Origin of the sequence: Mesorhizobium comanense (genome assembly GCF_005503535.1) — a bacterium.
Taxonomy (GTDB): domain Bacteria; phylum Pseudomonadota; class Alphaproteobacteria; order Rhizobiales; family Rhizobiaceae; genus Mesorhizobium; species Mesorhizobium comanense.
Window position 1 is genome coordinate 286320 of the sequence record NZ_SCNN01000005.1, and the last position, 13991, is coordinate 300310.

Below are 13991 nucleotides of genomic sequence, written 5' to 3' on the forward strand. Positions count from 1 at the left end.
CGATCGGACAAGACAATGACGATGAGCTACTACACACTGGGCAATAGCGGCCTGCGCGTCAGCCGGCTGGCATTGGGCACCATGACCTTCGGGACGGAATGGGGCTGGGGTGCGGATCGGAAGACGGCCCGCGCCATATTCGAAACCTATGTCCAGGCCGGCGGCAACTTCTTCGACACGGCCGACCTTTACACCAACGGTACGGCAGAGACCTGGCTGGGTGAATTCGTTGCCGAACGGGGCTTGCGAGACAAGGCGGTGATCGCCACGAAATTCACCATGAATTCCAACCCCGGGAACCCCAATGCAGGGGGCAACGGCCGCAAGAACATCATGCGCGCCGTGGACGCTTCCCTGAAGCGGCTCGGCACCGATTACATCGACCTCTATCTCATGCATATCTGGGACAGACTGACACCCGCCGAGGAGGTTCTGCGCACGCTCGATGACCTCGTGCGGGCCGGCAAGATACGCCATATCGGCCTGTCAGACGTGCCGGCCTGGTACGCCGGCCGCGCCCAGACGATCGCCGAACTGCGCGGCTATGAACCGGTTTCGGCGCTGCAGCTCGAGTACTCGCTGACCGAGCGCGCCATCGAGCATGAGTTCGTGCCGTTCGGGACGCGTCACGGTGCCGGCATCATGGTATGGAGCCCGCTGGCCAGCGGCTTACTCAGCGGCAAGTACAGGCCGACCCAGGATGGCAACGCCGGCAGGCTCGATGGTTTCCGCAACACCACCCATCCGGGGTTCCGGAAATTCAGCGAGCGCAACTGGGCGATCGTTGCCGAACTGGAAAAGGTGGCCGCCGAACTCGGCCGCAGCATGGCTCAGGTCGCGGTCAACTGGGCAGCGACGCAGCCGGGGGTCGCTTCGGTCATTCTCGGGGCGACGAATCTGTCTCAGATGGAAGACAATCTCGCCGCGCTCGATTTCACCATTCCCGCCGCGCTGCGCCAACGGCTGGATGAGGTGAGCCACGCACCGGCGCCTTTCCCGCACTCCTATTTCGGTTCCGAGATTCAGGTTCGGGTCGCCGGCGGCGTCCTGACCGGCGACAAACCTTCCGGCTATGCGCTGCCGGTTATGATCGAAGGTGAAGCCGTTGCCGTCAGCAGCAACTGATCGCAAAAGCCTGGAATTTTGCACAAGGGCGCGGCGTGACATCACCGCGCCCTTCGTGTATCCGGTCAACCCGTCATGACAGCATCGCCGGGCGGACCGGAAGGCCTTTTCGCCTTCGGAATTTTGCCGCGCCGGGATTTTCGAGGAACCAGATGACGGTGAAACCCCTCTATCGACGTGTCTTGCTGAAAGCTTCGGGCGAAGCGTTGATGGGGGAGCAGCATTTCGGCATCGACGTCTCCGTCGTCGACCGCATCGCCGGTGATATCGCCGAGGCGCGCGCCTTGGGGATCGAGGTGGGCGTCGTCATCGGCGGCGGCAACATCTTCCGGGGCGTGGCCGTCGCCTCAAAGGGCGGAGACCGCGTCACTGGCGATCACATGGGCATGCTTGCCACGGTCATCAACTCGCTGGCGCTGCGCACTTCGCTCAACAAGATCGGCGTTGACGCCGTGGTGCTGTCGGCGATCGCCATGCCGGAACTCTGCGAGAGCTTCTCGCAGCGCCAGGCCACCGCCTACATGAACCAGGGCAAGGTGGTGATCTTTGCGGGTGGCACCGGCAATCCGTTTTTCACCACTGATTCGGCCGCCGCGCTTCGCGCCGCCGAAATCGGCGCCGATGCGCTGTTCAAGGGCACGCAGGTCGACGGCGTCTATTCCGCCGACCCGAAAAAGGACCCGCACGCGACGCGTTTCGAGCGCATCAGCCATGCCGAGGTGATAAAACGTGGCCTTTCCATCATGGATACGGCTGCGATTGCACTTGCGCGCGAAAACAACATTCCGATAATCGTCTATTCGATCCACGAAAAAGGTGGTTTCGGCGATATTTTGAGGGGCGGTGGCCGCTGCACGGTCGTCGCGGACGATTGATCCAGGGCCTGATCCCAGGACGGGAAACCGGTTCTTAGCAATCAGGCTCGACAAGGGGCCTTCGCCCCAAAGCAATGAACCCGCGTCAGACGGGTCGAGGAGACTAGGATGAGTGGTGAGTACGACGATCTCAAGCGGCGCATGGATGGGGCCATCGCCGCGTTCAGGCATGACCTGGCTTCGCTGCGGACCGGTCGCGCCTCCAGCAATCTGCTCGACGCGATCCAGGTGCAGGCCTACGGCACCACCATGCCGATCAACCAGGTGGCCAACGTCACGGTGCCGGAGCCACGCATGATCTCTGTGTCGATCTGGGACAAGTCGATGGTCAGCGCCGTCGACCGCGCCATCCGCGAATCCAATCTGGGCTTCAACCCGATCGTGGATGGCACCAATCTGAGGATTCCGCTGCCGGAGCTCAACGAACAGCGCCGCAAGGAACTGGTCAAGATCTCGCATGGCTACGCCGAGAACGCCCGGGTCGCCGCGCGCCATGTGCGCCGCGACGGCATGGATTTCCTGAAGAAGGCTGAGAAGGACGGCACCATCAGCGAGGACGATCAGCGCAAGCGATCGGACCAGGTCCAGAAGCTTACCGACGAAACGATCAGCACCATTGACCATCTGCTTTCCGACAAGGAAGCCGAGATCATGCAGGTTTAGGGCCGGCATTGCGCTGACCCGAAAGCGAGACCATGGCAACGCCCGCGCATGTCGCGATCATCATGGATGGCAATGGACGCTGGGCCAAGGCGCGCGGCATGCCGAGGCTCGCGGGCCATCGTGCTGGCGTGGAGGCTTTGCGCAAGGCGGTTCGCGCCGCCCCTGATCTCGGGATATCCTTCCTGACAGTCTATGCCTTCTCCTCGGAGAACTGGTCGCGGCCCAAGGCCGAGGTCAGCGACCTGATGGGACTGTTGAAGCTGTTCATCCGCCGCGATCTCGCCGAACTGCATCAAAGCGGCGTGCGGGTCAGAATCATCGGCGACAGGGCAGGGCTGCAGGCCGATATCAGGGGGCTGCTGGAAGAGGCGGAAGCGCTGACGGCCGGCAATGGCGCGCTGACACTCGTGATAGCCTTCAATTATGGCGGGCGCGACGAGATCGTTCGCGCGGCACGCAAGCTGGCGGCGGCCGTGGCGCGGGGCGAACTCAGCAGCGAGGCGATATCAGCCGAAAGCTTTGCCGGCGTCCTCGACACGCAAGGCATTCCCGATCCGGAACTGGTCATACGCACCAGCGGCGAACTGCGCCTGTCCAATTTCCTGTTGTGGCAGGCTGCCTACAGCGAACTCGTGTTCCTGCCTTGCTACTGGCCCGACTTCAACCGCGAGCACCTCACCGAGGCCTTGCGCGAATTCGCCAGCCGCGAGCGCCGTTTCGGAGGACTAGGCCCGCAAGACGTCGCCTCGCGACCGGCCGCTGGATGAGCAATCTTCAGCTCCGTGTCATTTCGGCGGTCGTGCTGGCCATCATCGCCCTTGGCCTGACCTGGCTTGGCGGCCTGCCTTTCCGCCTGCTGTGCGCGGCCATGTCGGCGATGATCTTCTACGAATGGACGCGCATGTCGCGGCCCGCCGCGGCCAACGGCCTCGGCTTGCTGCCGGAGGTGCTGGTGGCCGTCTTCATCGGCGCCTTGATCGTTGGCTTTCCCGCATTCTGGCTGCTGCTGCTCGTGGTGATTCTGGTTGCCGCTACGGCGGTCGCGTCACGACTGCGTAACGTCGGACAATGGGACGCGTGCGGACTTGCCTATGCCAGCGTATCGGGCCTGTCGCTCGCTCTGCTGCGTGATGGTGACCACTCAGGCCTCGTGGCCATTCTGTTCCTGTTCGCGGTCGTCTGGGCAACGGATATCTTTGCCTATTTCATCGGACGCGCCGTTGGCGGTCCCAAGCTGGCGCCGTCGATTTCGCCCGGCAAGACACGCAGCGGTGCGCTCGGCGGCGCGGCTGGCGGCGTTGTCGCCGGACTTGTCCTGGCGGCCATTGCCGGGGCTGACAACCTCGCGCTGCTGAGCCTTGTCGCGCTCGTGCTTTCGATCGTCGCCCAAGCCGGTGACCTGTTTGAATCCTGGGTCAAGCGCCGGCACGGCCGCAAGGATTCGGGCGTGCTCATTCCAGGTCACGGCGGCATCATGGACCGTGTCGACGGGCTTGTCGCGGCGGCTTTGGCCCTATACGTCATCGGCTGGATTTCGGCGGGCGCCGATCATCCGGCGAGGGGGCTGTTTCCCATTTGAGCGGCGTCTTTCCACGATCTGGGCCGGCGCGCCTTGGATTCGCCTGGATTGATGGCACAGTCATCACGCGACCGCGGAAGAATTTGAGGGCCTGAGTTGAACGAGATTCTTCACGCGATCTTCAGCACGGAAGGCTTCTTTCTCGGTACGCTCGTGCCGTTTCTCTTCGTGCTCACCGTGGTGGTGTTCGTCCACGAAATGGGCCACTACCTCGTCGGCCGCTGGTGCGGCATCGGCGTCAGGGCCTTCTCGATCGGCTTCGGCCCCGAGCTCCTCGGCTTCAACGACAGGCATGGCACGCGCTGGAAGCTTTGCGCCATACCGCTTGGCGGCTATGTCAAATTTGTCGGCGACATGAACGCCACCTCAAGCCAGCCCACCTCGGACGAGCTTGAGACACTGACCGATGACGAGCGCAAGGTCGCCTTCCACACCCAGGCGATCTGGAAGCGTGCGGCGACGGTGGTGGCGGGACCGCTGTTCAATTTCCTGCTGACCATCGTCGTCTTCTCCGTCCTGTTTGCCGCCTACGGACGCTACGTCGCGGAGCCGATGGTGGCGGAAGTCACCGCGGACAGCCCGGCGGCCAAGGCCGGCATCCTGCCCGGCGACCGATTCGTCAGCGTCGACGGCAGCAAGGTCGAAACCTTCGGCGACGTGCAGAGGCTGGTTTCGGGCCGCGCCGGCGATACCATCACCTTCGTCATGCTGCGCGACGGCAAGGAGGTCACGGTGACCGCCACGCCGCAGCTGATGGAGCAGGAAGACGCGCTCGGCAACAAGGTCAAGGTGGCCGTGATCGGCGTCGTCAACAACAAGGAGCTCGGCCAGCCCCGGCTTATCACCTATACCCCGGTCGGGGCCGTGGCGGCCGCGGTCGAGGAAACAGGCCATGTCATCGAGCGTACGGGTCAGTTCCTGCAGCGCTTCGTTGTCGGGCGCGAGGACAAGTGCCAGCTGGGTGGCCCCGTCAAGATCGCCGACATGGCGGGCAAGGCGGCGAAGCTCGGTTTCGAATGGCTGGTGCAGCTCGTTGCGCTGCTGTCGGTCGGCATAGGTATTCTAAACCTTTTGCCGATTCCCCCCCTCGACGGCGGCCATCTCTTGTTCTACGGGGTGGAGGCTGTCATTCGCCGGCCGGTGTCCGAGCGGATGATGGAAATGGCCTACCGGGCTGGTTTGCTCCTGGTGCTGTGCTTCATGGGTTTCGTGTTCTGGAACGATCTGTTTGGGTGCTGAAATCATGAAGGAATTTGGCTTTGGCATGGTCGATGTTGAGACGCCGTTTACCATGCACGGGGATATGAGTGACGCGAAAGCCACGCAACAGGGTTAAGTAAATACAAATTAACCAGAAGCCTTGCGTGTAGGGAAAATCCGGTTAATACGGTAGGGGAAATGACCGCACGTCCGGTTTTCTCGCCGTGGGGACTACGAGAAAAGGTTATTAAGCCCGATGAAGGCAGCATCCAAGTTTCTGAGCGCCGCGTCCGCGGCGGCACTGTCCGCCGCTCTGGTTGTGCCAGGTGCGCTCGCAGTGCAGTTCGTTGCCACATCGGCGGCCGAGGCCGCTGTCGTCAGCCGAGTGGAAGTGAGCGGCAATCAGCGTGTCGATGCCGAAACCATCCGCAATTACATCACCATCAAGCCAGGTAAGGCTTTTTCCAGCTCCGATATCGACAGCGCGGTCAAGGCGCTGTTCGGCACCGGTCTGTTTTCGGATGTCCAGATCAATCAGGTCGGCTCGACCCTGGTCGTCAAGGTCTCCGAGTACAAGGTCGTCAATCAGGTCCTGTTCCAGGGCAACAAGAAGCTCAAGGACAACGCCCTGCAGGCTGCGGTTCAGCTGAAGCCGCGCGGCACGTTCTCGCAGGCGACGCTTGATTCGGACGTCGAGGCGGTGAAGGCCGCTTACCGGCGCATTGGCCGTGATGACGCCGGCGTGACCACGCAGGTCATGGATCTCGGCGACAACCGCGTGAATGTGCTTTTCAAGATTACCGAAGGCGACCGCACGCAGATTGCCGCGATCAATTTTGTCGGCAACAGCGCCTATTCCAGCCGCCGCCTGTCTGACGTGATCAACACCAAGCGCTCGTCCTGGGTTTCGTTCATCCTGCGCGATGACGTCTATGACGAGGACAAGCTGCGCGCGGACCAGGAGCTGCTGCGCCGCTTCTACTACAATCACGGCTACGCTGATTTCCAGGTTGTCTCCGCGGTCGGCGAACTCGACAACGCGACGAACAAATACACGGTCACCATCACCGTCCAGGAAGGCGATCGCTACAATTTCGGTGACATCAGCGTCGAAAGCACCATCCCGGAAGTGGATTCCAAGTCGCTGGAATCGGTGGTGCAGACCCGCAAGGGCGACGTCTACAACGCCAAGGATGTCGAAGACTCGATCATCGCGCTGACCGAGAAAGTGGCCGGTTCCGGCTACGCGTTCGCGCAGGTGACGCCGCGCGGCGATCGGAACTTCGAAAACCATACGATTTCGGTGGTCTATACGATCGACCAGGGCACCAAGGCCTATATCGAGCGCATCGAAATCCGCGGCAACGACCGCACGCGCGACTATGTCATTCGCCGCGAATTCGATGTCGGCGAGGGCGACGCGTTCAACCAGGTGCTCATCCAGCGCGCGAAGAAGCGCCTGGAAGATCTCAATTATTTTGACAAAGTCGATATTTCGACAGTGCCTGGCTCGCAGCCGGATCAGGTCGTGCTTGTGGTCGACGTGGTCGAGAAGTCGACGGGTGAATTCTCGGTCGGTGCCGGTTACTCGACCGGTGGCAATACGCCAGGCCCGACGGTCGAAGGATCGATCACCGAGCGTAACTTCCTCGGCCGCGGCCAGTTCATCAAGCTGTCGGCCGGTGGCGGCAAGAACTCGCGCGACTACAGCATCTCGTTCACCGAGCCGTATTTCCTCGGACGGCGCATCGCCGCCGGCTTCGACATCTACAAGTCGACCCGGGAATACAACAGCAACTATGACAGCGACACCACCGGCGCGACGATCCGCTTCGGCCTGCCGATCACAAACAGCATCACGACGCAGCTGGCCTACAACATCTCGCAAGAGAAGTATAAGGTGGACGATAGCTGCGATCCCACTACCGGAAATCCCAAAGGCACCTGCAATATCTCCGACGCCGTTATGGACGGCATCGACCAAAGCCCGTGGATCAAATCGTCGGTCAGCCTCGGGCTGGTCTACAACACCATCGACGACATGAAGAACCCGCATGAGGGTATCTACGCCAACACGACGGTGGAAGTCGCCGGCCTCGGCGGTGATGCCAAGTTCGTCAAGGTCACGGGCCGCGGCAGTATATACCAGACGCTGTCGGAGCAGCTTGACCTTGTCGGCCTGATTTCCGGCGGCGCCGGCCACGTCGAGGGTTATGGCAACGACGGCAATCTCCGCATCTTCGATCAGTTCCAGAGCACGGACCGCATCATCCGCGGCTTCGCATACAATGGCATTGGTCCGGTTGCCAGCGGCACCAGCGGCGACCACCTTGGCGGCACGACGTATTTCAATGCTTCCGCCGAGGCACAGTTCCCGCTGCCGGTCGTGCCGGAGAGCTTCGGCCTGCGCGGTGCGGTGTTCGCCGACGCGGCGACGCTCTATGGTAGCAAGATTGCCGATCAGACCCTGGTCAACCCGGACTCGACTGGCATGAAGTTGCGCGCCTCGGTCGGCCTCGGCCTGATGTGGGCTTCGCCGTTCGGGCCGATCCGCATCGACTACGCGATCCCGGTCAAGAAGGAAGCGAGCGACGACGTGCAGGAGTTCAACTTCGGCATATCGACCCGCTTCTGATCGCCGGCCAACGATGCTCCCGGTTCTTGTGAGCCGGGAGAAATGTTCCGACCTAGCTGGATATAGCTTCTGGAATGACCGAACCGGTGTTCTTCGCGCCATCACGCCGGTATACGGCGGGCGAAGTCGCGAATCTGACCGGCTCGACGCTTGTCGATTCCGGCAAATCCGACGTTTCCATCGAGGCTCTGGCGCCGGCCAATGAAGGCGGCGCGAATGCGCTCGTCTTCGTTGACGGCAGGCGCAATTCCGCGCTTATGCCCTCTTTGCGCGCGGCCGCTGTCCTGTGCCCGGCGGAATTCGCCGGCAAGGCGCCTGACGGCATCGCTGTCCTGGTACATCCGCGTCCGCAGCAGGCATTCGCGCTGGTCGGCAGATTGCTGTTCCCCACAGCCGCGACGCCGGGGGCGATGACCGGCGAGACCGGTGTTTCGCCGCATGCCCATGTCGATCCGAGCGCCCATGTCGAGGCCGGCGCTATCATCGAGGCTGGTGCCGTTGTTGGACCGGGCGTCTCGATCGGCCGCGGCACGGTTATCGCGCCCAACGCGGTTATCGGTCAGCTTTGCCAGATCGGGCGCGACGGCTATATCGGACCGGGCGCGAGCATCCAGTACGCGCTGATCGGCAATCGGGTCATCATTCATGGCGGCGCCAGGATAGGCCAGGACGGCTTCGGCTTTGTCGGAGGCGCCAAAGGGCCGGAACGTGTTCCGCAGATCGGTCGGGTCGTCATCCAGGACGATGTCGAAATCGGCTCCAACTCAACCGTCGATCGCGGCGCGATGTCTGATACGGTCATCGGGCAAGGCACCAAGATCGACAATCTCGTTCAGATCGCCCATAACGTCCGCATCGGGCGCAATTGCATTGTGGCCGGGCTTTCGGGTATTTCCGGTTCCGTGGTTGTGGGTGACAACGTCACCATGGGCGGCGGTGTCGGGCTCGCGGATCACCTGACGATCGGCACAGGGGCCAAGCTTGCCGCCAGAAGTGGATTTATGAGCAACGTTCCCGCTGGCGAGATCTGGGGTGGTTATCCGGCACAGCCGATGGCGGAAGCCATGCGGGAGATAGCCATGTTGCGCACGATGGCCAGGGCACGCAAGCAAGGCAAGGACAATGGCTGATATGGTCGGGGCGACGACACTGGAGGCGGTCGACATATTGGGGCTGATGAAGCTCTTGCCGCATCGCTATCCGTTCCTGATGATCGACCGCATCGTCGACATCGATGGCGATGAATCCGCCATCGGCATCAAGAACGTCACCATCAACGAGCCGCATTTTCAGGGGCATTTCCCCGAGCAGCCGGTGATGCCGGGTGTGCTTATCGTCGAGGCCATGGCGCAGACGGCGGGTGCCATCTGCATCCGCAGCCTCGGGGCGTCGAAGCCGTCGCTGGTCTATTTCCTGACCATCGACAACGCCAAATTCCGCAAACCGGTCGTTCCGGGCGACCAGCTGAAGATCCACGTCAAGAAGATCAAGAAACGCGGTAACCTGCTCAAATTCGCTTGTGAAGCCATGGTCGAAGGTACCAAGGCGGCGGAGGCCGAGATTTCGGCCATGATGGTCACCGGCGACTGACAATCGAGTGCCCATGACAATCAAGACTTCAATTCATCCTTCCTCCGTCGTGGAAGAAGGCGCTCAGATCGGCCAGGGTGTTCGCATTGGACCGTTCTGCCATGTCAGCGCCGATGCCGTGATCGGCGACGGTGTCGAGCTGGTCAGCCATGTCTCCGTGATGGGCGCCACCACCATCGGGGCGTCGACCAAGGTCTATCCGATGGCGACACTGGGTGCACCGCCGCAGAACACCAAGCACAAGGGTGGCCGCACCACTCTGGTCATCGGCGCCAACTGCACCATCCGCGAAGGCGTGACCATGCACGTCGGCACCGACACCAGCCGAGGCGAAACGACGGTAGGAGACAACGGCAATTTCCTTGCCTATGCCCACATCGCCCATGACTGCGTTGTCGGCAAGAACGCCACTTTCGCCAATGGCGCCACGCTTGGCGGGCACTGTGAGATCGGCGACAACGTCTACATCGGCGGGCTCAGCGCCGTTCATCAGTTCGTTCGTGTCGGCGACAACGCCTTCCTCGGCGGATGCTCCGCATTTGTCGGAGACGTCATTCCCTATGCCATTGCCGTCGGCAACCGCGCCAGCTTGCGCGGCTTGAACATCATCGGCCTCAAGCGCGCCGGTCTGCCGCGGTCCGAGATCTATCTGCTGCGGAAAGCGTACAAAACGATTTTCGATCGCTCGCGCACCGTCGGCGAGAACATCGAATTCGCCAAGGCCGAGTTTGCCTCTTCGCCGACCGCCATGAAGATCATCGACTTCATCTCAAGTCGCGGCAAGCGGCACTATGCGGTGCCATCGCTCAAGGGCGGCGATGGCGACGACATCGATGACGAAGGCTGAGACAGCCACCGCGGCTCTTCATCTTCCGCCCGGCGCCAGGGTCGGCATCATTGCCGGCGGCGGCAGCCTTCCGGTTGAAGTCGCAGATGGCCTGGCCGCACACGGCTACCCTCCTTTCGTGCTGCTGATGGAGGGGGAAGCAGATCGCAAGCAGGAACTGCATCGATACGAGCACGATAGTCTCGCGCTGGAGCAGATCGGTTCGCTGGTGCCGAGGCTGAAGCGATACGGCATCACACACCTGGTTTTGGCCGGCGAGATCAAGCGAAGGCCGCAATTGGCCAGGATTCGGCCTAGCCTTGGCTTGCTGACGATCATACCTTCCGTGATCATGGCATTGGCGCGTGGCGATGACGGTCTGTTGAAGGTTGTGACACGCGGGCTGGAGAAGCGGGGCATCAAGGTGATCGGCGCGCATGAGGTCGTTCCCGAACTCGCCGCCGGCGAAGGCACCTTGACCGTGACGGGACCAAGGCAATCGGATTGGCGCGACATCGAGGCGGCGAGGCAGGCGGCCAAGGCGATCGGCGCCCTCGATATCGGCCAGGCAGCGATCGCTATCGGTGGCCGAACGATTGCGCTCGAAGGGATCGAGGGCACGAGTGGACTGCTCGAAAGGACGCGGGGGCTGCGCGGCCACGGCCGGCTTGCCGGCAAGAGCCGAGGGGTCCTGGTGAAGTGCGCCAAACCCGGCCAGGAGCTGCGCGCCGACCTGCCGTCGATCGGACCACAAACGGTCGAATCAGCGCACGCGGCCGGACTTGCAGGCATCGCCGTCGAAGCCGGACGATCGCTTATTCTTGAAGGTCCGGCAACCCTTGCGCGGGCCAATGAACTCGGCTTGTTCATTGTCGGGCTGGCTGCGGATTCCGGGCATGGCTGACAGGGCGCTGAAGATAGCGATCGTCGCGGGCGAGGAGTCAGGCGATCTGCTCGGCGCCGACATCGTGCGCTCGCTGCGCCAGGCGACAGGCCGCGAGGTGCGGCTCGTCGGTCTCGGTGGCCGTCATCTCACGGAACTGGGCCTGGTTTCGCCTTTCGACGCGAGCGAGATCGCGCTGATGGGTTTCAGCGCCGTCCTGCGCGATCTGCCGCGCCTTGTCAGGCGGATCGGGCAGATGGCCAGATCCATCGCGGACGAGAAGCCGGACTGCCTGGTCACCATCGACAGCCCGGATTTCTCGTTGCGCGTCGCGAAAAAAGTGCGAGCGGCCAATCCGTCGATCCCGATCATCCACTATGTCTGCCCGAGCGTCTGGGCGTGGCGGCCGGGCAGGGCGCCGGCGATGAAGCCCTATGTCGACCATATCCTGTGCATCCTGCCGTTCGAGGTGAGGGAACTCGAACGGCTGGGCGGTCCGCCGGGGACCTATGTCGGGCATCGACTGACGCATGACGCGGGGGTACTGGCGGCGGCTAAAGCGCAGGATGTGCCACGCGACCTTGCTGCCGATCGCGTGAAGACACTGCTGGTCCTGCCCGGCTCGCGGCGCGGCGAGGTGCGCCGGCTTGTCGACACGTTCGGCGAGACGATGTCGATGCTGCGCGCGAGAGGGCACCGCTTGCGGCTGCTTTTGCCGACGGTTCCGCACGTTGCAGACCTCGTCCGATCCTCGGTCACAAAGTGGGATGAAAAGCCCGAGATCATCGTCGAATCCCAGCGCAAATGGCAGGCCTTCGGCAAGGCCGATGCCGCGCTGATCGCATCGGGAACAGTGTCGCTGGAACTGGCGCTCGCAGGCGTACCCATGGTCTCCTGCTACAGGCTCGACCCGGTTGCCCGCGTCGTGGCGCCTTATCTGCTGTCGGTGTGGTCGGCCCTGCTTCCGAACCTGATCTCGGACCGGGCTCTGGTCCCCGAATTCTACAATGAGTATGTCAAGCCGAACAATTTGGCTCGCCAGTTGGAAGCGCTGCTCACCGACACCGGCATGCGCGCCTGGCAAAAGGACGGCTTTGCCGAAATTGCGCGGCGCATGGCGACGGACAGGCCGTCGGGCGAGATCGCGGCAGGCGTTGTGCTTCGCCATATAAAAAAGGCGCCCTGACAGGCGCCTTTTTTATTCAAACGGCCTCGATCAACGCTTGGCGATCGGAACGTAGTCGCGCTCCGGCGCACCGGTGTAGAGCTGGCGCGGGCGGCCAATCTTCTGGCGCGGGTCCTCGATCATTTCCTTCCACTGCGCGATCCAGCCGACGGTGCGGGCGACAGCGAACAGCACGGTGAACATGGTGGTGGGGAAGCCCAGCGCCTTCAGCGTGATACCGGAGTAGAAGTCGACATTCGGGTAAAGCTTCTTCTCGATGAAATAGGGATCAGTGAGCGCGATCTTTTCCAGTTCCATGGCGATGTCGAGCAGCGGATCGTCCTTGATGCCGAGTTCGCCCAGAACCTCATGCGCCGTCTTCTGCATGATCTTCGCACGAGGATCGTAGTTCTTGTAGACGCGGTGGCCAAAGCCCATCAGCCGGAACGGGTCGTTCTTGTCCTTGGCGCGGGCGATGAATTCCGGGATGTGATCGACATGGCCGATCTCGCCCAGCATGTTGAGCGCCGCTTCATTGGCGCCGCCATGCGCGGGACCCCACAGGCAAGCGATGCCGGCGGCGATACATGCGAACGGATTGGCACCCGACGAACCGGCGAGGCGAACCGTCGAGGTCGACGCGTTCTGCTCGTGATCGGCGTGCAGGATGAAGATGCGCTCCATGGCGCGCGCCAGCACCGGATTGATCTTGTACTCCTCGCAGGGCACGGCAAAGCACATGTGCAGGAAGTTCGCCGCGAAGCCGAGATCGTTCTTCGGGTAAATGAAGGGCTGGCCGATGTGGTACTTGTAGGCCATGGCCGCGATCGTCGGCATCTTGGCGATCAGCCGCATGGAAGCGACCATGCGCTGGTATGGATCGGAAATGTCGGTCGAGTCGTGATAGAAGGCCGACAGCGCGCCGACCACGCCGCACATGACCGCCATCGGGTGCGCGTCACGGCGGAAGCCGGTGAAGAAGCGGGACATCTGCTCGTGCACCATGGTGTGGCGCGTGACGCGGTAGTCGAAATCGTCCTTCTGCGCCTTGGTCGGCAGTTCTCCATAGAGCAGAAGATAGCAGACTTCGAGGAAGTCACCGTGCTCGGCCAGCTGGTCGATCGGGTAGCCACGATGCAGGAGGATGCCGGCGTCGCCGTCGATGAAGGTGATTTCCGATTCACAGCTCGCGGTCGAGGTGAAGCCGGGATCGTAGGTGAAGGCGCCGGTGGTGCTGTAGAGCGTGGCGATGTCGATGACGTCAGGGCCGACGGAGCCGCTTCGCACCTTGAACTCATGCGTCTTGCCGGCGAATTCCAGCTTTGCCGTGGCCTCCTGGGTCTTGCCGCCAAACTCAAGTTTTGTCGCAGCTTCGGTCATTGCAAACTCCTTTTTGTTTCCTCATGCCGGCAAAGGCAAATTCTGCAAAGCGACACGTCGAAATCACCGG

Annotated in this window: 13 protein-coding genes; 12 read left to right on the forward strand and 1 reads right to left on the reverse strand. The window is 62.3% G+C overall.

The features are described 5' to 3' along the window. Positions 1-15: 15 nt before the first annotated feature. The 12 genes from FFS37_RS11990 to lpxB all read left to right on the forward strand — a co-directional run bounded on the left by FFS37_RS11990 (position 16) and on the right by lpxB (position 12562). The gene (locus tag FFS37_RS11990; protein ID WP_137931153.1) at positions 16-1125 is read left to right on the forward strand and encodes an aldo/keto reductase; all 1110 of its coding nucleotides are present in this window, start codon (positions 16-18) and stop codon (positions 1123-1125) included. Between the two features lie 152 nt (positions 1126-1277). Further along, positions 1278-2000, forward strand: a complete 723-nt coding sequence (gene pyrH, locus FFS37_RS11995) for a UMP kinase (protein WP_137931154.1) — start codon at positions 1278-1280, stop codon at positions 1998-2000. 108 nt (positions 2001-2108) lie between these two features. Then, on the forward strand, positions 2109-2663 hold the full coding sequence (gene frr, locus FFS37_RS12000; RefSeq protein WP_137931155.1) for a ribosome recycling factor: 555 nt from the start codon (positions 2109-2111) through the stop codon (positions 2661-2663). Positions 2664-2695: 32 nt separating this feature from the next. Further along, positions 2696-3430, forward strand: a complete 735-nt coding sequence (locus FFS37_RS12005; protein ID WP_137931156.1) for an isoprenyl transferase — start codon at positions 2696-2698, stop codon at positions 3428-3430. After that, positions 3427-4242 (forward strand): phosphatidate cytidylyltransferase, encoded by an 816-nt coding sequence (locus FFS37_RS12010; protein WP_137931157.1) that lies wholly within the window; start codon positions 3427-3429, stop codon positions 4240-4242. Before FFS37_RS12005 ends, FFS37_RS12010 begins: the two co-directional genes overlap by 4 nt. A gap of 96 nt (positions 4243-4338) precedes the next feature. Beyond that, positions 4339-5481 (forward strand): RIP metalloprotease RseP, encoded by a 1143-nt coding sequence (gene rseP / locus FFS37_RS12015; protein WP_137931158.1) that lies wholly within the window; start codon positions 4339-4341, stop codon positions 5479-5481. 217 nt (positions 5482-5698) lie between these two features. After that, positions 5699-8077: an outer membrane protein assembly factor BamA gene (gene bamA, locus FFS37_RS12020; RefSeq protein ID WP_137931159.1), complete on the forward strand. Its 2379-nt coding sequence runs from the start codon at positions 5699-5701 to the stop codon at positions 8075-8077. Positions 8078-8151: 74 nt separating this feature from the next. Further along, positions 8152-9207 carry a UDP-3-O-(3-hydroxymyristoyl)glucosamine N-acyltransferase gene (gene lpxD / locus FFS37_RS12025; protein ID WP_137931160.1) on the forward strand — a complete coding sequence of 352 codons (1056 nt, stop codon included), beginning with the start codon at positions 8152-8154 and terminating at the stop codon, positions 9205-9207. After that, the gene (gene fabZ / locus FFS37_RS12030; RefSeq protein ID WP_137931161.1) at positions 9200-9667 is read left to right on the forward strand and encodes a 3-hydroxyacyl-ACP dehydratase FabZ; all 468 of its coding nucleotides are present in this window, start codon (positions 9200-9202) and stop codon (positions 9665-9667) included. Before lpxD ends, fabZ begins: the two co-directional genes overlap by 8 nt. A 13-nt stretch (positions 9668-9680) precedes the next feature. Then, positions 9681-10514 carry an acyl-ACP--UDP-N-acetylglucosamine O-acyltransferase gene (gene lpxA / locus FFS37_RS12035; protein ID WP_137931162.1) on the forward strand — a complete coding sequence of 278 codons (834 nt, stop codon included), beginning with the start codon at positions 9681-9683 and terminating at the stop codon, positions 10512-10514. Continuing rightward, positions 10501-11397 carry an LpxI family protein gene (locus FFS37_RS12040; RefSeq protein ID WP_232375632.1) on the forward strand — a complete coding sequence of 299 codons (897 nt, stop codon included), beginning with the start codon at positions 10501-10503 and terminating at the stop codon, positions 11395-11397. Before lpxA ends, FFS37_RS12040 begins: the two co-directional genes overlap by 14 nt. Next, positions 11390-12562 carry a lipid-A-disaccharide synthase gene (gene lpxB / locus FFS37_RS12045; protein WP_137931164.1) on the forward strand — a complete coding sequence of 391 codons (1173 nt, stop codon included), beginning with the start codon at positions 11390-11392 and terminating at the stop codon, positions 12560-12562. The genes FFS37_RS12040 and lpxB overlap by 8 nt, the downstream gene beginning before the upstream one ends. Before the next feature lie 30 nt (positions 12563-12592). On the opposite strand, the gene gltA is transcribed toward lpxB, so the two are convergent. Next, positions 12593-13921, reverse strand: a complete 1329-nt coding sequence (gltA, locus tag FFS37_RS12050) for a citrate synthase (protein WP_137931165.1) — start codon at positions 13919-13921, stop codon at positions 12593-12595. Positions 13922-13991 lie beyond the last annotated feature (70 nt).